This window comes from Oscillochloris sp. ZM17-4, assembly GCF_019599295.1.
In the GTDB taxonomy this organism is placed as follows: Bacteria; Chloroflexota; Chloroflexia; order Chloroflexales; family Chloroflexaceae; genus Oscillochloris.
In genome coordinates this window covers 16,950-35,825 of the sequence record NZ_JAIEWN010000040.1, presented here as the reverse complement: position 1 = coordinate 35,825, position 18,876 = coordinate 16,950, and the positions used below count along the sequence as shown (strand labels likewise).

The following is an 18,876-nucleotide window of genomic DNA, read 5'->3' as shown; positions in this document are numbered from 1 at the left end:
AAACCGGCCCTTCTGAAACCTTGTCTATTGCGAAAATTGAAAATTGAAAATTGAAAATGCAGAACGCTGCTGCTCAGCTCGTTTCAGAGACGAGGGCGTAGGCCGCTCGCTTTAGCTTAACAGCGTATGCGACTTTTTCAATCCTCAATCCTCAATTCTCAATTCTGCCTTCCTAGAGGGACTTCAGGGTCTCCAGCGTGGCGCGCACCGCGTCGGCCGACTTCTGCACTAGGGCCTTCTCCGCGTCGTTGAGCGGCAGCTCGATGATCTTCTCGACGCCGCCGGCGCCCAGCACCACCGGTACGCCGAAGTACATGTCGCTCAGGCCGTACTCGCCGTTCAGGTAGGCCGCCACCGGGATGACCCGCTTCTTGTCCTTAATCACCGCCTCGACCATCTGGGCCGTGGCCGCCGCCGGTGCGTAGTAGGCGCTGCCGGTCTTCAGCAGGTTGACGATCTCGCCGCCGCCCTTGCGCGCCCGGTCAACGATCGCCTCCAGCCGGTCGGCGGCGATGAACTCGCTCACCGGGATGCCGGCGATCGTCGAGAAGCGCGGCAGCGGCACCATCTCGTCGCCGTGGCCGCCCATCAGCATGGCCTGGATGTCCTCGACCGAGACGCCCGTCTCCATGGCGATGAAGGCGCGGTAGCGCGCGCTGTCGAGCACGCCGGCCTGGCCGAGCACCCGCTCCTTGGGGAACCCGGCCGCCTGCGCGGCCACGTAGGTCATCGCGTCCAGCGGGTTGTTCACCATGATGATCACGGCGTTGGGCGAGAGCGGGGCCGCCTTCGAGATGCAGTCGCGGGTGATGTTCGCGTTGACCTTGATCAGATCCTCGCGGGTCATGCCCGGCTTGCGCGGCGCCCCCGAGGTCACCACGATCACATCGGAGCCGGCGGTGTCGGCGTAGTCGTTCGTGCCGATCACCCGCACATCATAGCCCTCGATCGGGGCGGCCTCGTAGAGGTCCAGCCCCTTGCCCTGGGGGATTCCCTCGACCACGTCCAGCAGCACGATATCGCCCAGCTCCTTGGCGGCCACCCAGTGAGCCGTTGTCGAGCCGACGAACCCGGCACCGATAATGCTAATCTTTTTCCGCATAGCGGCCTCCCACTTTCTCGTAAGAGCGGGGCGTCTCACCGCAGCGCGATCCGATATAACGCCTCTGGTGGCACGCCCGAGAACAACGTGCGTATTGTATCACAGCAGGTCACAACCGATAGCCGATAGCCGATGGCTGATAGCTCTATTATCGGCTATCGGCTATCGGCTATCGGCTATCGGCTACTCCCCCGCAGCTTCCGCAGGGCCGCCTCAAGATCGGCGGGCAGGGGCGCGCTGAACTCGCGCCAGCCGCCGCCCGGCAGGCGGAAGCCCAGCTGCTGGGCGTGGAGGAACTGCCGGTCGAGGCCGAAGCTCGGCCGGCCCTTGCGCGCGCCATAGATTGGGTCGCCCAGCACCGGCCGGCCGATGTGCAGCATGTGGACGCGGATCTGGTGGGTGCGCCCGGTCTCCAGGCGCAGCTCCAGCAGCGTGTAGGCGTCCAGCTCCTCGATCACCCGGTAGTGGGTGCGCGCCGGCCGGCCGCCGCGCACCACCGCCATGCGCAGCCGGTCCACCGGGTGTCGGCCGACCGGCGCATCGACCACGCCCTCCGGCTCTTTGACGCGCCCCTCGGCGACGGCCAGGTAGATCTTGCGCATCTGGCGCTCGCGCTGCTGGTCCGCCAGGTCGCGCAGGGCCGCGTCGTTGCGGGCCACCACCAGCAGCCCCGAGGTGCCGGCGTCGATCCGGTGCACGATGCCGGGGCGCAGGTCGCCGGCGACCTGCATGTCGGGGTAGCGGGCGAGCAGCGCGTTCACCAGGGTGCCGCCGGGGTGCCCCGGCGCCGGGTGGACGACCATGCCCGCCGGCTTATTCACCACCACCACGTCGGCGTCCTCGTAGACGACATCAAGCGGGATGGCCTCCGGGGCCAGACCGATCGGCTGCGGCGGCGGCACCGCTACGGCAACCTGATCGCCGGCCCGCAGCGCGAGGCTCGCCCGCGCTGGCCGCGCGTTCACCGTGATCTGCTCGGCCGCGATCAGCTGCTGCACATAAGATCGCGACAGCTCGGGCACGGCCCGCGCCACATAGCGGTCGAGCCGCTCGCCCTCCGCCTCAACTGCAACTGACAGGTTGTAGTGCATCGAGTTCTCGCTCATGGTCGCCGTAAGGGCGCAGCAGCGCCGCGCTGCTGCGCCCTTACCCGCCTCCCGCTCAATCAAGATCCCGGCTGAGCAGGTCGCTGAGCAGGCCGTCGTCGCGGGGGACGAGCGGCGGCGCGGCGGGGAGATCATCGCCGATAAAGATCAGGTAGACCGCCAGGGATGTCACCCCGACCGTGATCGCGCTATCGGCGACGTTGAACACCGGCCACCAGCCCACGCTGATAAAGTCCACCACCGACCCAAGCCGCAGCCGGTCGATGATATTCCCCAGCGCGCCGCCGACGATCAGAAAACATCACACCTGATCTGCAATCTGCAATCTACAATCTGCAATCTGGAGGGAGCACTATGGCCCGTGTCGGCATCTATGGGGCGACTGGCTACACCGGGTTCGAGCTGATCAAGCTGCTGGTGCGCCACCCCGAGGTCGAGATCGCCTTTGCGACGGCCCGCTCGGCGGCCGGCCAGCGGCTGAGCGATATCTACCCGACCCTGATCGAGCAGCCGCTGATAGGCCCGGACCAGGCCGATCTGCGCGGGGTCGATCTGGTCTTCACCTGCCTGCCCCACAACACGCCCGAGCTGATCCCGATCGTGCAGACGGCAATGGACGCCGGCGTGAAGGTGGTCGACTTCTCCGACACCTTCCGCCTCCAGGATCTGGACATCTACGCCCGCTGGCGCAAGAAGGATCACCCCGCGCCCGAGCTGCAGAGCGCGGCGGTCTACGGGCTGCCCGAGCTGCACCGTGAGCAGATCCGCAGGGCGCGGCTGGTGGCCAACACCGGCTGCTACCCGCTCACCGCCATCATGCCGCTGTACCCGCTGGCCCAGGCCGGCCTGCTGTCCGACGCGCCGGTGATCGTGGACAGCAAGTCGGGCGTGTCCGGCGCCGGGCGCTCGCTCTCGCTCAAAACCCACTTCGGCGAGACCCACGAGACCTTCAGCGCCTACAGCGTCGGGCGCACCCACCGCCACCTGCCCGAGATGGAGCAGGAGACCGGGCTGCATATTATCTTCTCGCCGCACCTGCTGCCGGTCTACCGGGGTATTCTGTCGACTATTTATGTCAACACAAAGCCAGGCGTGCGCCCCGAGGATGTGCGGGCGGCCTACGACGTGTACGCGCAGGAGCCGTTCATCCGGCTGCTGCCCGAGGGGCGGCTGCCCGAGCTTCGCCACGTGGCGAACAGCATGAGCCTGGTGATCGGCGTGCAGCCGGTGGAGCCGGAGCACGGCCGCTACATCCTGGTGGCCTGCGTCGATAACCTGGTGAAGGGCGCGTCGGGGCAGGCCGTGCAGAGCATGAACCTGATGCTGGGGTTTGAGGAGACGACGGGGCTGCGCTAGGGGCTTACGGTAAGGGCGCAGCAGCGCGGCGCTGCTGCGCCCTTACGGCTTACACCAGGGCCTTCTCGCTCTCGCGGTCGAAGATGTGCATCTTGTCCATGTCGAGCACGATCTCGAGGCCGTGGCCGGTGCGGGCGCTGGTGCGCGGGTCGAGGCGGCCGATGAACTCCTTGCCGTTGCTCTCGATGTAGGCGTACACCTCAGAGCCCATGGCCTCGGTCAGGTTCACCGTGGCCTGGATCTTCGCGCTCTCGTCCACGCCGCGGGCGACGTAGTGCGAGTCGTGGACATCCTCGGGGCGGATGCCGAAGTAGATATCCTTGCCCACATGACCGCTGACCTTATCGGCCTTGGCGGCGGGCACGGGCACCATAAAGTCCTTGCCGATCATCACGCCCAGCCCGCCGCTCACCCGGTCGAGCTTGGCCTCAAAGAAGTTCATGGCCGGGCTGCCGATGAATCCGGCGACGAACATGTTCGCCGGGTTGTCGTAGAGGTTCTGCGGCGAGTCGAGCTGCTGGAGGATGCCATCCTTCATCACGGCGATGCGCGTGCCCATCGTCATGGCCTCGGTCTGGTCGTGGGTCACATAGATGAAGGTCGTCTTCAGGCGCTGGTGGAGCTTGCTGATCTCGGCGCGGGTCTGCACGCGCAGCTTGGCGTCGAGGTTGGAGAGCGGCTCGTCCATCAGGAAGACGGCGGGGTCGCGGACGATGGCGCGGCCGAGGGCGACGCGCTGGCGCTGGCCGCCGGAGAGCGCCTTAGGCTTGCGGTCGAGCAGGTGCTTGATGCCAAGCATATCGGCGGCCTCGGTGACGCGCTTGTCGATCTCGGTCTTGGGCACCTTGCGCAGCTTCAGGCCGAAGGCCATGTTGTCGTAGACCGACATGTGCGGGTAGAGCGCGTAGCTCTGGAAGACCATCGCGATGTCGCGATCCTTGGGCGGCACATCGTTGACCACGCGGTCGCCGATGACGATATTGCCGTCGGTGATCTCCTCAAGGCCGGCCAGGCAGCGCAGCGCGGTGGACTTGCCGCAGCCCGAGGGGCCGACCAGCACTAGGAACTCGCCATCGTTGATCTCGATGTTTAGGTCTTTGAGTACCGACACCTCGCCGAACTTCTTCCACACGTGGTCAAACTTAATGCCCGCCATTGGTCTTCCTCCATCATCACTGAGACACTGAGACACTGAGACGCTGAGACACTGAGACGCTGGACTATTGAGATGCTGAGATGCTGAGATGCTGAGACACTGAGATGCTGAGACACTGAGATGCTGCTAAGCCTGTTATCGCAAGACGCGAGCGAAAGCGAGCCACCAGTCTCAGCGCCTCAGCGCCTCAGTGTCTCAGTGCTGCGGTTGAGCGCCGGACAATCAGCTGCATACCGAGGGCCGTGTCTGGGCCGCCGGGCTGTCGCTCAACCTGGCCGATCAGCCGGTGGGCCAGGGCCACGCCGAGGGCGTGGCGAGGGGCGCGCAGGGTGGTGAGCGGCGGGTGGGTGTGGGCGGCGAGGGGCGCGTCGCCGCAGCCCACCAGCGAGATCTGACTGCCGACGCTCACCCCCGCGTCGCGCAGGGCGTGCATCGCCCCGAAGGCCAGAGTGTCGCTGGCCGCGAACACCGCCGTGGGCGGCTCGGGCAGGGCCAGCAGCTCCTGCATCGCCGCCATGCCGTCGTCCTGGGTCGCCCCCGACTCGACGGTGTAGGATGGCTCAAGCTCAACGCCGGCCTCGGCGAGGGCGTCGGCGTAGCCCTGGAAGAACAGCTCGCTCTCGGCGAGGTCGGAGGGCGGGGCGATCTGGGCGATCCGCCGGTGGCCGAGGGCCAGCAGGTGGCTGGTGGCCGCCCGCGCCCCGCCGTAGCTGTCGAGGCCGACGCAGGGGCAGCCCTGGCCGGCCTGGGGCGGCCCGGCGCAGACGATTGGCGCGCCGAGGGTGAGCAGGTGGCGCAGGCGCTCGTCGTCGGCGCGCAGGTCAAGCAGCACGAGGCCATCGACCCGGCCGCCGCGCAGCAGCTGCTCGCCGAGCAGCGCCTCGGGCAGATCATCGCCGGCGCTGGCCAGCAGGATAAAGTAGCCGCGCACGGCGGCCGCCTCGGCGAGGCCATCCACCAGCTCAGCCATCGCCGGGTCGCTCAGGCGCGCCGCGCGGCCCGGCAGCACGAGCCCAAGGGTGCGCGAGCGCGAGCGCAGGCTGCGGGCGGCGTGGTTGGGCTGGTAGCTGAGGGCGGAGGCCGCCGCCAGCACGCGCTGGCGGGTCGCCTCGGTCACCGTGCCTGTGCCGTTAAGCACATACGAGACGGTGGCCGTCGAGACGTTTGCCCGCTCTGCGACATCTTTGATCGTTGCCACTGCCTGCCGCCCGCCGCTAGTTAATTGATTAAGCGCTTAATGGATTAAGCTGAGTATAGCACGGGCACCAGGGCATGTCAAGAGTTTTATCACAAATTATGGTAGCATTGCGAAAGGCCAGCGCCCAGCGTCTGGGCGCGCCTCACCGGAGCACACACATGCTTGCCTCCCGCCGCTACCTTGGGGATCTTCGCCAGTTCGGCCCCAACGTAGCCCGCTACCTCGTGGCGATCGCCCTAGTCGGCTTCGCCGTCGACGGCGGAGTCTACGCCGCCCTGCTCAACCTGTTCCTGGCCCGCGTCGGCTACGGGCCCGAGCAGATCGGCCTGGTGAACGCGGTGGGCGCCCTGGTCTTCGCGTCCGCCAGCCTGCCGGCGGGGGTGCTCGGCGGGCGCCTGGGCAGCCGGCGGGTGATCCTGGTGGGCCTGGGGCTCCTGGCCGCCTGCGGCACCCTGCTCCCCCTGGCCGACACCCTGCCTCCGGCGGCGCGCATGCCCTGGCTGCTCAGCATGATCACCGGCCTCTACCTCGGGCTGGCCCTCTACTTCGTGAACGCCGCCCCCATCCTGCTGGCCCTGGTCCGATCCGACCAGCGCAACCAGGCATACTCCACGCAGACGGCGCTGATCTCGCTGTCGGCCTTCCTCGGCAGCCTGGCCGGCGGGCTGCTGCCCCTGCTGATCGGCGGCATGATCGGCGTCTCGCTCGATGACCCCGCGCCCTACCGCTACGGCCTGATGGCCGCCGGGCTCGCGATCGCCCCGGCGCTGCTGGCCATCCGCCAGATCCCGCTGGCCGATCTGCGCGACACGCCGGACACGCCCGCCCCCGTCGCCGGGGCCGCGCCGGCGATCTCGGCCGCCACGCCCATCCTCGGGCTGCTCAGCCTGATCGCGCTGGTGCGCGTGCTCCAGGTGGCCGGGCTGGCCGCGACCAGCACCTTCGCCAACCTCTACCTCGACACGGCGCTGCACGTGCCCACCGCCCAGATCGGCCTGGTGCTGGCGCTGGGGCGACTCGCCGGCGTGCCCGCCGCCCTGATCACCGCACCCCTGAGCGCGCGCTTCGGCAACCGCAACGTCGTGATCGGCGCCACGCTCGCCACCGGCGTCGGCATGCTGCCGATCACGTTTATCCCCCACTGGGGGGCGGCCGCGCTCAGCCTGATGGCGGTCTTCAGCCTCTCGGCGATCCGCTACGCCGCCTCGATGGTCTACTTCCTCGACCTGGTGCCGCCCAGCCGGCGGGCAGTTGTGGTAGGCGTGACCGAGATGGCGGCGGGGGTCTGCTTCACTGGGCTGACCTTCGGCGGCGGCTATATCATCGCGCTCTTTGGCTACCAGGCGCTCTTCCTGCTCGGCGCGGCGCTCAGCGCGCTCAGCGCCCTGGTCTTCTGGGCGGCCTTCCGGCGGCGCGAGGCGGCGACATGAATCACACCGCGCGGCCTGCCGGGGGGGAGACGGCACGCCGCGCGGTGTGAGCTTCTCCCTGCTGCAAGCGCCGGGGGGGGGGCGGCGAGGGCTACGGGGAGAAGAGGCGATGAATCGCTCTCTGTATACTACATCGTTGCCGATACGAAAAAGTAACGGGTAGCTCCCGAAGATCTCACGAAATGCCTGGCGCGCGCCAGAGGGTGGCCTACGACGCTGAAGGGGCCAGCTCCGGCAGCCTGTGGTAGGCGAAGGTGCGGCCTCGGCGGAATCCGCAGGACTCGTAGAGGCCGATGGCCGAGGCGTTTGTCGTATCCACCTCAATCCGCACCGCGCGCTGTCCGTCGGCGAGGAGCAGACCGATGGTGTGGAGCAGCATGCGCCGGCCCACGCCGCGCCCGTGGAGCGCGGGCAGCACCCCGAAGGTGGAGACATAGGTCCAGCCATCGTCCACGATCAGGCGCAGGGTGCCCGCCGGCCGCCCGACCAGCTCGCCCAGCAGAAAGCGGTGGGAGCGGCTGACGATCCGCTCGGCCACGAATCGCTCCACCATCGCCGGCGGGTCGCCGAACGCCGCCACCAGCACGGCGGCGATCGCCGGCGCATCGCCGCCGTGCGCCGGGCGGATGTCCAGGTCGGGCATGGGCACCGGCGCCGCCGGCACCGCCGCTAGGTCGAGGTCCATACGGTGCTCGGCGAAGCTGAGCTGCGCGCCCAGGGACTCGGCGAAGGCCGGCCCCGACTCGGCCGTTGTGTCGGAGACGAGCAGGATGTCGCCGGCGCCACGGGCGGCCACGTGGCCGCGGGCGGCCGTGACGAGCGCCCGGCCAGCCCCGCGCCGCCGGCGCGCCGGGTCGACGCAGAGGCAGATCTCGGACTCGGGGCCGTGGCCCACCTGTGCCACCCCGGCCAGATCGCCGTCGATATGGGCCAGGAGCAGGCTGGCGCTCGCGCCAACCTCGGGGGAGATCGGCAGGTCCAGGCGCTCGGCGGCGTTACAGCGGGCCACCAGGGCGTGGATGCCCTCGGCGGTCGCGTCATCGAGTGAGTCGGGCGCGGTGATCGTGATGCTCACAGGGCTCCTTTAGCGATTGCAGATTGTAGATTGCAGATTGCAGATTGCAGCGTAGCCGAGAGCGGGCGAAACGGCCTCAGACCTGGGACGAATCTCTCGCATAACAAAAGATTGGTTAGACATGGTTTCAGAAGCACTTGACAGTTTGGCGTCACGCGGCGTGCGAGGTTCAGCCATGCGGGGCCGAGGGGGATCGACCGAACATACGGCTCGGGGCCGAGCTGGGACACGATCCAGACCTTGCTCAGCTGATCGCACATGAGGGCGAGGAGCCCGAGGGCGATAGGGAGTGCCCAGCGTGGAGGGATGCTCAGTGGCCGGGCTGGCGTCGCGCGCATCACTGCAGAACCATCGCCCGATCCTCGCGGCGGTGCGCGATCTCCTCAAGCAGAAACTGGAGCATGAGCAGGGCCGCGCCGACCGTGATCGCGCTATCGGCCAGGTTAAAGATCGGGAACCAGCCCACCTGGATAAAATCGACCACGTAGCCCAGGCGCACCCGGTCAATAATATTGCCGAAGGCCCCGCCGAGGATGAGCCCGAGGATGATCTGCACGAACAGACGCCGGTGCGGCAGCTGGGTGAGGTAGAAGTAGATCGCCCCGGCGACGATCGCCAGCGAGGTGAAGGCGAGGAGCTGCGGCATGCCCTGGAAGAGGCTGAAGGCAACCCCGGTGTTGTGCGAGTAGGCGATCCGCGCCGTGTCGCCGATAACTGGGATGAAGCGAGTCATCGTCTCTGGGCCGAGGCTCTGGACGACCCAGGCCTTGCTGGCCTGGTCGGCGACAATAATAAGAGAGCCAACGAGTGATGGGATAGCCCAGATACGATGTTTGCCTATGCTCATGCGCATCAACTCCGTTATGGTATAAACGTGGCGGCGTCACGACCCCCGCGCCGCCGCTTCTCATTATACCATCCGATACGGGACATAGCAGGGCGAATGTGTGCATGTATAAGGGTTGCTGCAACGTCCTGGGGCTGCGCCCCAGACCTGGTTTTGCCTTAAGACCTGGTTTTGCCTTGGGTTTGGGCGGCTTCGCCGCCCAAACCCAAGGCAAACATACTGCGGGGGCGGCTTCGCCGCCCCCGCACCCCCACCAGGAGGTATCGCATAGCCCTTCTGGCCTGCCCCGGCGCAAGGATCGCACCTGCGTGCGCTGCGCCTTATCTGCGATGGCACGAGGCACGGGTTGTAGCCCATCAGGGCGGCGTTATGCCGCTCAGTGTTCTATGGCTTTGCAACGCGGGGGAGACATGCTATAATGGCTCGCAGTATGCCCGCCAAGTGTCGCGTGTTCTGTGTGGTATCCAGGCAGCTGCCCTACGCCTCATCGCGGGCTCGGGGGCAGCCAGCAGCCTTATCAGCATATTGTAGAGATGGAGAGTATCAGGGGTGAAGGTTACTACTGAAAAACTGCCCAAAAGCTTGTTGGCTTTGGAGATCGAGCTCGATAAGGACCAGGTTGAGCGCGGCCTCGACAAAGCCGCGCGCCGCCTCTCGCAGAAGTATCCCATCCGCGGATTTCGTCCTGGGAAGGCGCCGCGCTCCATTATCGAGCGCTCCTATGGGCGCGCCGCGCTCTTGGAGGAGGCAACCGACGACCTGATCAATAAGGCCTACCGCGACGCCCTCGACCAGGAGAAGCTGACCCCGGTTGGCCCGCCGGCCCTCGATACGATCACATCATCTGACCCGTTCATCTTCCGGGTCACGATCCCGGTCGCGCCCACGATCACCCTCGGCGACTACCGCGAGATCCGGGCGCCCCTCGATCTGGCTGAGATCACCGATGCGGATGTCGACAGCGAGATGGATCGCCTGCGCGAGAAGCACATGGTCCTCAAGGAGCTTGATGATCCTCGCCCCTCTCAGGAGGGCGACCAGCTGAAGGTGAACCTCGATACGATCTTCGATGATGACGCGGACGCGGACGACTTCATCGACGATGATGGCGAGGACGAGGCCGATGAGGCCGGTGACGAGGACGCGATCATCGATGGCACGATCATCGATGAGGATGGCGAGATCGTTGACGATGATGACGAGGACGAGGACGAGGACGAGGACGAGGACGAGGACGAGGACGAGGACGAGGACGAGGACGAGGGCAGCGAGGAGATCCTCGACCTTGTCCCCGGTCGCCTTGTGGATGAGCTGCACAGCGCCCTGATCGGCCTCAACGTCGGCGACCGCGCCGAGGTCACGGCCACCATGCCCGCCGATCACGGCAATGAGTCGGTGCGCGGCAAGACGGTGACGTTCAAGGTCAAGGTGAACAGCATCCAGGAGCGCATCCTGCCGGACTGGGAGGAGCTGCCGACCCTGGAGAACTTCGAGGGCGACCTCGACGGCATGCGGGCCAAGGCGCACGCCGATCTGGAGAAGGCCGCCCGCGACGCCGCCGAGCGGCAGACGATCAACGCCTACATCGAGCAGCTCGTCGCCACGACCGAGTTCGACATCCCCGATGTTATGGTCTACGAGCTGGCCGACCAGATGCTCCACGAGCAGGGCCAGCAGTTCGAGCGCTATGGCATCACCCTCGACCAGATGCTCCAGTATCGCGGGCAGACCCATGATCAGGCCGTTGAGGCCCTCATCCCCGATGCCGAGCGCCAGACACAGACGACTCTGGCCCTGCGCGAGCTGGTGGAGCGCGAAGGCATTGAGATCACTGGCGATGAGATCGAGGACGAGGTTCAGCGCATGGCCCTCGACTACGACGAGGCCTCGCGCGAGAATATTATCCAGACCCTGCGCACCCAGATGATCTCGAACGTCGCCAACATGGTCATCGACCGTAAGCTGCGCGCGCGCGTTGTGGAGATCGCCACCGGCACCGCGCCCGCGCTGGAGGCTCCCGCAGCGGACGCCGCGCCCGTCGCGGTGATCGCTGAGGTCGCGCCTGTCGCCCCCGATGAGCCGACGGACGAGTCCCCCGCCGATCCGACGCCGGCCGCCACAGACGGGCAGGCCTGATCAGGCGCGCACCGAGGGACGCACAGCTTGGCGCTTCATGGTATGCTTCTAGCGTGCGAATAGATGCTGTGCGTCCGAGGTCGACTGTACACCTGAAAGAGGGATCTATGAAGTGGGAAAGCCCGTATCAGAGCATCGACTGGCGCAGCCCTTCTGCCGCCGGCATGCCCTCTGCCCTCATCCCTATGGTTGTTGAGAGCAGCAGCCGTGGCGAGCGCGCCTTCGATATCTACTCTCGGCTGCTCAAGGAGCGAATCATCATCCTGGGCACCCCGATCGAAGACCAGATCGCGAACCTGATCGTCGCCCAGCTGCTGTTTCTGGAGAGCGATGACCCGGATCGGGACATCTGGCTCTATATCAACAGCCCCGGCGGCTCGATCACCGCCGGCCTGGCGATCTACGACACGATGCGCCACATCAGGCCGAGCGTGGCTACCGTCTGCGTCGGCATGGCCGGCAGCATGGCGACGCCGATCCTGGCCGGCGGCGCGAAGGGGAAGCGCTACAGCCTGCCCCACTCGACCATCCACATGCACCCGGCGGGCGGCGGCGCCCGCGGCTACGCCCCCGATGTCGAGATCATGGCCCGCGAGCTGCTCCGCGAGCAGCAGCTCATCCGCGAGCTGCTCGTCACCGACACCGGCCAGCCGCTTGAGCGGATCTCGAAGGACTTCGACCGCGACCTGTTCATGACCCCGACTCAGGCCAAGGAGTACGGGATCATCGACGAGATCCTGACCCGTGAGGATCTGGCCGGCGCCGAGAAGAAGTGACCTGGGAGTTGGGGGTTGGGAGTTGGGGGTTGGGGGAGGGGCGGATATCGGCCACGTAATGGGCCATCGGCGCGCCCTATCCGACTCCCAGCTCCCAACCCCCACCCCCCAACCCCCAGTTCCTGACTCCTGACCCCCGACTCCCAGGAGACCCCAATGACCCGATCCCGCAACACGACAGGACGCGGCGCCTATGTCTGCTCGTTCTGTGGCCGGGGGCAGGATGAGGTGCAACGCCTGATCGCTGGCCCCGGCACGGTGTTTATCTGCGATGAGTGCGTCGCGCTCTGTAGCGCCATCATCGCCGAGGAGACCGAGCAGCAGATCGCCGCGCCGCGCCGTAACGCGCCCGCCGGGCCCGCGCGCCTGCCAACCCCGCGCAAGCTTCGTGAGAAGCTTGACCAGTATGTGATCGGCCAGGACCGGGCGAAGGTGGTGCTCTCGGTTGCGGTGTACAATCACTACAAGCGGATCAAGGCCGGCGCCAAGGTCGATGATGTCGAGCTGAGCAAGAGCAATATTCTGCTGCTCGGGCCCACCGGCAGCGGCAAGACGCTGCTCGCCCAGACGCTCGCCCGCATCCTCGATGTGCCCTTCGCCATCGCCGACGCCACCGCCCTCACCGAGGCCGGCTATGTCGGCGAGGATGTGGAGAACATCCTGCTGCGGCTCATCCAGGCCGCCGACGGCGACATCGAGCGCGCCCAGACCGGCATCATCTACATCGATGAGATCGACAAGATCGCCCGCAAGGCCGACAACCCCTCGATCACCCGCGATGTCTCCGGCGAGGGCGTGCAGCAGGCCCTGCTGAAGATCCTTGAGGGCGGCGTGGCCCACGTGCCGCCCATGCCCGGCCGCAAGCACCCCCAGCAGGAGTACATCTCCTTCGACACGACCCACGTGCTGTTCATCTGCGGCGGCGCCTTCGAGGGCGTGGATGAGGTGGTCGCACGCCGCATGCGCGGCAAGAGCACGATCGGCTTCGCCAGCGAGCATCCCGGCGCGGAGCCCGCCGACCACGCGCGCCTGCTCAGCCAGCTCAACCAGGACGACCTGCTGCACTACGGGTTCATCCCCGAGTTCATCGGCCGCGTCCCGGTGATCGTCTCCCTGGAGCCGCTCACCCACGAGGCCATGCTGCGCATCCTCACCGAGCCGCGCAACGCGGTGATCAAGCAGTACCAGAAGCTGCTCTCGCTCGACCACGTCGAGCTGGAGGTCACCCGCGATGGCCTGGAGGCGATCGTCGAGCTCGCCATGCAGGCGAAGACCGGCGCCCGCGCCCTGCGCAGCATCGTCGAGTCGGTCCTGCTTGATGTGATGTATGAGGTGCCCGCCCAGGAGCATATCGGCCGCTGCATCATCAACGCCGAGGTTGTCCAGGGCCGCGGCCACCCCATCCTCGTGCCGCGCACCGACTTCCGCCGCCGCCTGGATGAAGCCGTGTAGATGATTGCAGATTGCAGATTGTAGATTGTAGATTGCTACAATCTACAATCTGCAATCTACAATCTGCAATGGTCATATGCCGCCAATTCGCCGCACATCAGATCGCGCCAGCGACGAGGCCCAGGCCCCGCGCAGCATTTTGATCGCCGACGATGACCCATCTATCGCGTCGCTGATCCAGATCACGCTCAAGGACCCGCGCTACGAGATCACCGCCGTCTCGAACGGGCTGGAGGCGCTCAAGGCGTTTGAGAAGCGGCCCTTCGATGTGGTCATCCTCGATGTGATGATGCCCTATGTGGACGGGTTCGAGGCATGCGAGCGCATCCGCGCCCAGAGCGATGTGCCGATCGTCATGCTGACCAGCCGCGACGGCACCGAGGATGTGGTGCACGGCTTCGAGCTCGGCGCCGACGACTATATCACCAAGCCGTTCAAGATCATCGAGCTGATCGCGCGGGTCGAGTCGATCCTGCGCCGGGTCGAGGGCTACAAGACGCGGCGGGCGCCGCCGGTGGTGCGCGCGGGCGAGCTGGAGATCGACGAGCCGCGCCACCGCGTCACCGTGCGCGGCGACGATGTGAACCTGACCCCGATGGAGTTCGAGCTGCTCTACTTCCTGGCCGCCAACGCCGGGCAGGTCTTCGACCGCGAGACCCTGTTCCGCGAGGTGTGGGGCTACGAGTATGTGGGCGAGACGAACCTTGTCGATGTGTGTGTGCGCCGCCTGCGCGAGAAGGTTGAGCTGGTGCCCTCGCGGCCGCGGATCATCCTGACCGTGCGCGGCGTTGGGTATAAGCTGTCCGACGGATGAGCAACTGCCATGGATCGTGTCCACGTCTCGACCCACCCGCTCGTGCTGCATAAGCTGGCCCTGCTGCGCAGCGAGCAGACCGAGCCGAAGAAGTTCCGCGAGCTGGTGCGCGAGATCGCGCAGCTGCTCTTCTACGAGGCCACCCAGGACCTCTCGCTGGCCCCGATGACCGTGCAGACGCCGCTCGGCCCCGCCGATGGCCAGGAGGTGGCCGAGCGGGTCGGGATCATGCCCATCCTGCGGGCTGGCCTGGGCATGTCCGAGGCGGTGGTCGAGATCCTGCCCACCGTCCACGTCTGGCACCTCGGGCTCTACCGCGACCACGAGACGCTCCAGCCGGTGACCTACTACAACAAGCTGCCGGCGCAGCCCGATATCGACCTGTCGATCATCGTCGACCCGATGCTGGCCACCGGCGGCTCGGCGGTGGCCGCCGTCGATATCCTCAAGGACTGGGGCGCGAAGCGGATCAAGTTCCTCGGCCTGATCGCCGCCCCCGAGGGCGTGCGCACGCTCACCGAGGCCCACCCCGATGTGGATATCTACCTCGCCGCGATCGATAGCCACCTCAACGCGCGCGGCTATATCGTGCCCGGCCTGGGCGACGCCGGCGACCGGCAGTTTGGGACTGGGTAGGCCTTGTAATGGTGAATGATGAATGGTGAATGATGAATGACGCTCCGGAGCGCCTCAGTTCGACAGGGTATGCGCTACATTCAGCATTCAGCATTCACAATTTATCATTATGATTGCACTGGCCCTCTCCCTGACCCTGCTCACCGCCTTTATCGTCACGATCCTGCTCATCCCGCCGCTGATTCGGCTGAGCGTCGATCAGGGCTGGGTGGCGCAGCCGGGGCCGCGACACGTCCACCGCACGCCGACGCCGACCGTCGGCGGCCTCGCCATCTTCGCCGGCTTCGCCGCCGCCCTGCTGCTCAGCTTCGCCCTGGAGCGGCTCGACCCGGACCTGGCCCGCTCGCCGTTCGAGCATCTGCGCCTGGGCCTGCTGCTCGCCGGCGCGTCCCTGGTGGCGATCATCAGCCTGATCGACGACCTGCGCGACCTGCCGGCCCTGCCGCGGCTCGGCGTCCACATCCTGGCCGCCCTGATCGCCGTCGGGCCGTATCTGTGGGACCACACGCTCTACGCTGACGCCCTGGGCGCGCCCACCGAGGCCCGCGGGATCATCCTCACCGCCTTCAACTTCCCCTTCCTCGACCAGATCCCGCTGCACCAGATCAGCCCCTGGCTGGCGATCGGCGCGACGGTCTTCTGGGTGGCCGGGATGCAGAATATGGTGAACTGGTCCGACGGGCTCGACGGGCTGGCCAGCGGGGTGACGCTGATCGCGGCCGCGATCCTGTCGCTGCACACGCTGCGCCTGAGCCCGCCGCAGCACACGGTGGCCATGCTGCCCCTGGCGCTGGCCGGGGCCTGCGCGGGCTTCCTGATCTTCAACTTCCACCCGGCGCGGCTGTTTATGGGCGACGTGGGGGCGATGACGATCGGCTACATCCTCGGCCTGAGCGCGATCATCGGCGGGGCCAAGCTGGCCACGGCCCTGCTGGTGGTGGGCGTGCCGCTGATCGACATGGCCTGGCTGATTCTCTCGCGCACACTGCGGGGGGGCTCGGCGGCCCACGCCGGGCGCGACCACCTGCACCATCGCCTGCTCGATATGGGGCTCTCGCAGCGCCAGGTGGTGCTCTGCTACTACACGCTCAGCGCGGCCTTCGGGGCGATCGCCCTGCTCGACTTCTTCACGCCGCTGATGAAGCTGGCGGCCCTGCTGATCCTCGGCCTGCTGGTGATCGGGGTGATGCTCTACGCGGCCCGCCGCCGCCCCCGCGTCGCGACGAGGAGCGGGTTCTAGGGAGCGCACAGATCTCCCTAGAACCCGCTCCTCGTCAGATCAGCCCGAAGCGCAGGCGCCAGACATTGATCAGCGCCTCCAGCACGATGCGGCGCGACATCTTCGACTTGCCGACGCGCCGGTCGGGGAAGATGATCGGCACCTCGCCGATGCGGGCGCCGGCGGCGCGGGCGCGGTAGACCATCTCGATCTGGAAGGCGTAGCCGTTGGAGCGCACGGCGTCGAGGTTGATCGCCTCAAGCAGGCCGCGCCGGTAGCAGCGGTAGCCGCCGGTGGCGTCGGCGACGGGCAGGCCGAGGATGATCCCGGCGTAGAGGTTGCCGCCGCGGCTGATCAGCTTGCGGCTGAGCCCCCAGTCCGTCGTGCCGCCGCCGCGCACGTAGCGCGAGCCGAGGACGAGGTCGTACTGGGTGGATGCCGCGTCGATCAGGGCCGGGAGGTAGCCCGGGTCGTGCGAGAAGTCGGCGTCCATCTCGATGATCAGCTGGGCATCCTCGGCGAGGGCGCGGCGGAACCCGTCGATGTAGGCGGTGCCGAGTCCGAGCTTGCCGGGGCGGGAGAGCAGGCCGACCCGCGGCTCCTCGCGGGCGATGCGCTCCACGAGCGCCCCGGTGCCATCGGGCGAGCCGTCGTCCACAACGAGGACGCGGCAGCGCGGGTGCGCGAGCACCTGCGGGATCAGCTGAACAATGTTGTCAGCCTCGTTATAGGTAGGGATGATCACCGTACAGTCGGCCACGGCGATCTGAGCAAGAGGGCGTTGGTAGCGCATACGTGGTACCGCGATCGATCTCATGGCGATCTTCCCTGTCGATGAGTCTGAATGTCGTGTGCGTGAGCGTCCCGGGTGATCGTAACGTCGCCATGCTATTATAGCCGCGCGCTGAACGGGGGGCTATCCGCCCCTGGTAGCTGTTTCGTCCTGAAAACCCCTGGAAGAAGGTAGCCCCATGGCCAACCCCCGCCCGGCGCGCGTCGGGCTTCGCCTCGACCACCTGTGGGTCATCTTTGCGCTGAGCGTGATCGGCGGATTCATCAGCCTGGCCCCCACCGCCCCGAACGATTTCTGGTGGCACCTGAAGGTCGGGGAGCTGGTGGCGACGGGCGGCATCCCCACGACGAACCTCTTCGCCTGGACGCTGCCGGCGGATCACCCCTACACCTACCAGAGCTGGCTCGGCGAGTGGCTCTTCTACGCGCTGTTCCGCGTCGGCGGGCTGCCGATGACGATCTTCGCCCGCAACGCGCTGGGCACGGCGGCCTTCGGGCTGGTGGCCTGGGAGGCCCGCCTGCGCAGCGGCTCCTGGCGGCTGGGCGCCCTGGCCGCGCTGCTGGCGGCGGCGATGACGATCAATAACCTCAACGCGCGCACGCAGAACTGGTCGTGGCTGCCCTTTATGGCCACGCTGATGATCCTGGGCGGGTATGCGGCGGGCCGCCTGCGGGCGCGCTGGCTGATCGCCCTGCCGGCGATCATGATCTTCTGGGTGAACGCGCACGGCGCCTTCGTGATGGGGCTGCTGGTGGCGGGGGCCTTCGTGGTGGGCGAGACGCTGCGACGCCTGCTGCGCCAGCCGCGCGCCCTGGTCTGGCCGCAGCTGCGCCGGTTGTACCTGACGTCTGCCGGCATGCTCGCGGCGACGGTGGTCAACCCGCTCGGGTTCGGCGTCTTCGGCTATGTGGCCAGCCTCCTGGGCGATGACTCGAGCCAGGGGCTGATCAACGAGTGGCAGCCGCCGAACCCGCACAGCATAGCTGGGGCGATGTTCGTTATCGGGGTGCTGGCGCTGATCGCTGCCTTCGCCCTCGCCCGCCGGCGGCCCAGCATCACCGACGTGCTGATCGTCTGCGGCCTGGCCTGGCAGGCCTTCCTCGGGGCGCGCTATGTGGTCTGGTTCGGCGTGGCTGCCATGCCGATCGTGGCCCAGTCGCTGGCGGCGCCGCGGGCGGTCTTCAGCACCGAGGGCGCGCCGGCGCCGCGCCGGCCGGCGGGCAGCCCGGCCAACCTGCTCCCCGCGCTGCTGCTGGCGGCCATGGTCGTGGCGCTCCAGCCCTGGCTGAAGCCGCTGCTGCCGCTGCCGGAGCCGTACCGGGCGATCTTCGCCGAGGTGCCGGGCGCGCCGCAGCTGTTCAGCGCCGACACGCCGGTGGCCGCCGTGGAGGAGCTGCGGGCCAGGCCCTGCGCCGGGCCGATCTTCAACGAGATGGGCTACGGCTCGTATATGGCCTGGGCGCTCTACCCGGCGGCGCAGAGCTTCATCGACCCGCGTGTCGAGCTGTTCCCGTCGGAGCTCTGGGACGACTATGTGGCGATCAGCCGGGGCGACGGCTCGCTCGCCGGCCTCGACCGCCACGGCGTGGCCTGCGTGCTGCTCGACACCGGGCACCAGGCGGGGCTTGTCGCGGCGCTAGAGGGCTCGCCAGCCTGGGCGCGCAGCTTCCAGGCGGGGCGGAGCGAGATCTGGAGAAGAAGGTAGCGTAGGGCCGAAGCATTCGCCAGGTGCTGCCCCAAGATACATCGGGTGATCAGCAGGCGAATGCTTCGGCCCTAC

General features: G+C 67.3%; 16 protein-coding genes and 1 pseudogene. 9 read left to right on the top strand and 8 right to left on the bottom strand.

Annotated features, from left to right (window positions below; all coding sequences use genetic code 11):
- Positions 1–172: 172 nt before the first annotated feature.
- From mdh to K2Z83_RS21930, 3 genes and pseudogenes are all read right to left on the bottom strand, one after another.
- A complete protein-coding gene (mdh, locus tag K2Z83_RS21940; protein ID WP_220597316.1) occupies positions 173–1,102 on the bottom strand; it encodes a malate dehydrogenase in 930 nt (309 codons plus the stop codon).
- Positions 1,103–1,278: 176 nt separating this feature from the next.
- A complete protein-coding gene (locus tag K2Z83_RS21935; RefSeq protein WP_220597315.1) occupies positions 1,279–2,208 on the bottom strand; it encodes an RluA family pseudouridine synthase in 930 nt (309 codons plus the stop codon).
- A gap of 55 nt (positions 2,209–2,263) precedes the next feature.
- Positions 2,264–2,503: pseudogene (locus tag K2Z83_RS21930) on the bottom strand (signal peptidase II); the annotation flags it as partial.
- Positions 2,504–2,562: 59 nt separating this feature from the next.
- On the opposite strand from K2Z83_RS21930, the gene argC reads away from it, so the two are divergent.
- Positions 2,563–3,564, top strand: coding sequence for an N-acetyl-gamma-glutamyl-phosphate reductase (argC, locus tag K2Z83_RS21925; RefSeq protein WP_220597314.1), 1,002 nt, complete (start codon positions 2,563–2,565; stop codon positions 3,562–3,564).
- Between the two features lie 49 nt (positions 3,565–3,613).
- On the opposite strand, the gene K2Z83_RS21920 is transcribed toward argC, so the two are convergent.
- The gene (locus tag K2Z83_RS21920) at positions 3,614–4,720 is read right to left on the bottom strand and encodes an ABC transporter ATP-binding protein (RefSeq protein ID WP_220597313.1); all 1,107 of its coding nucleotides are present in this window, start codon (positions 4,718–4,720) and stop codon (positions 3,614–3,616) included.
- A gap of 187 nt (positions 4,721–4,907) precedes the next feature.
- The gene (locus K2Z83_RS21915) at positions 4,908–5,918 is read right to left on the bottom strand and encodes a LacI family DNA-binding transcriptional regulator (protein WP_220597312.1); all 1,011 of its coding nucleotides are present in this window, start codon (positions 5,916–5,918) and stop codon (positions 4,908–4,910) included.
- A 158-nt stretch (positions 5,919–6,076) separates the two neighbouring features.
- On the opposite strand from K2Z83_RS21915, the gene K2Z83_RS21910 reads away from it, so the two are divergent.
- Positions 6,077–7,348, top strand: a complete 1,272-nt coding sequence (locus K2Z83_RS21910) for an MFS transporter (protein ID WP_220597311.1) — start codon at positions 6,077–6,079, stop codon at positions 7,346–7,348.
- Between the two features lie 208 nt (positions 7,349–7,556).
- Here K2Z83_RS21910 and K2Z83_RS21905 read toward each other — a convergent pair whose 3' ends face one another.
- Together K2Z83_RS21905 and lspA are read right to left on the bottom strand one after the other, a co-directional pair.
- Positions 7,557–8,423 (bottom strand): GNAT family N-acetyltransferase, encoded by an 867-nt coding sequence (locus K2Z83_RS21905; protein WP_220597310.1) that lies wholly within the window; start codon positions 8,421–8,423, stop codon positions 7,557–7,559.
- Positions 8,424–8,760: 337 nt separating this feature from the next.
- Entirely contained in the window at positions 8,761–9,270 is a 510-nt protein-coding gene (lspA, locus tag K2Z83_RS21900) for a signal peptidase II (RefSeq protein WP_220597309.1), read from the bottom strand.
- 549 nt (positions 9,271–9,819) lie between these two features.
- Here lspA and K2Z83_RS30140 point away from each other — a divergent pair.
- The 6 genes from K2Z83_RS30140 (at position 9,820) to K2Z83_RS21870 (ending at position 16,324) form a co-directional block, all read left to right on the top strand.
- Positions 9,820–11,406, top strand: coding sequence for a trigger factor (locus tag K2Z83_RS30140; protein ID WP_220597308.1), 1,587 nt, complete (start codon positions 9,820–9,822; stop codon positions 11,404–11,406).
- Positions 11,407–11,513: 107 nt separating this feature from the next.
- On the top strand, positions 11,514–12,182 hold the full coding sequence (locus K2Z83_RS21890; protein WP_305082517.1) for an ATP-dependent Clp protease proteolytic subunit: 669 nt from the start codon (positions 11,514–11,516) through the stop codon (positions 12,180–12,182).
- Between the two features lie 156 nt (positions 12,183–12,338).
- Entirely contained in the window at positions 12,339–13,634 is a 1,296-nt protein-coding gene (clpX, locus tag K2Z83_RS21885) for an ATP-dependent Clp protease ATP-binding subunit ClpX (protein WP_220597307.1), read from the top strand.
- A 76-nt stretch (positions 13,635–13,710) separates the two neighbouring features.
- Positions 13,711–14,448, top strand: a complete 738-nt coding sequence (locus K2Z83_RS21880) for a response regulator transcription factor (RefSeq protein WP_220597306.1) — start codon at positions 13,711–13,713, stop codon at positions 14,446–14,448.
- A gap of 9 nt (positions 14,449–14,457) precedes the next feature.
- Complete coding sequence (upp, locus tag K2Z83_RS21875; protein WP_220597305.1) at positions 14,458–15,084, top strand: uracil phosphoribosyltransferase; 627 nt, start codon at positions 14,458–14,460, stop codon at positions 15,082–15,084.
- 109 nt (positions 15,085–15,193) lie between these two features.
- Positions 15,194–16,324, top strand: coding sequence for a glycosyltransferase family 4 protein (locus tag K2Z83_RS21870; RefSeq protein WP_255604398.1), 1,131 nt, complete (start codon positions 15,194–15,196; stop codon positions 16,322–16,324).
- Positions 16,325–16,358: 34 nt separating this feature from the next.
- On the opposite strand, the gene K2Z83_RS21865 is transcribed toward K2Z83_RS21870, so the two are convergent.
- A complete protein-coding gene (locus K2Z83_RS21865) occupies positions 16,359–17,096 on the bottom strand; it encodes a polyprenol monophosphomannose synthase (protein ID WP_220597304.1) in 738 nt (245 codons plus the stop codon).
- 178 nt (positions 17,097–17,274) lie between these two features.
- On the opposite strand from K2Z83_RS21865, the gene K2Z83_RS21860 reads away from it, so the two are divergent.
- On the top strand, positions 17,275–18,801 hold the full coding sequence (locus tag K2Z83_RS21860) for a hypothetical protein (protein ID WP_220597303.1): 1,527 nt from the start codon (positions 17,275–17,277) through the stop codon (positions 18,799–18,801).
- Positions 18,802–18,876 lie beyond the last annotated feature (75 nt).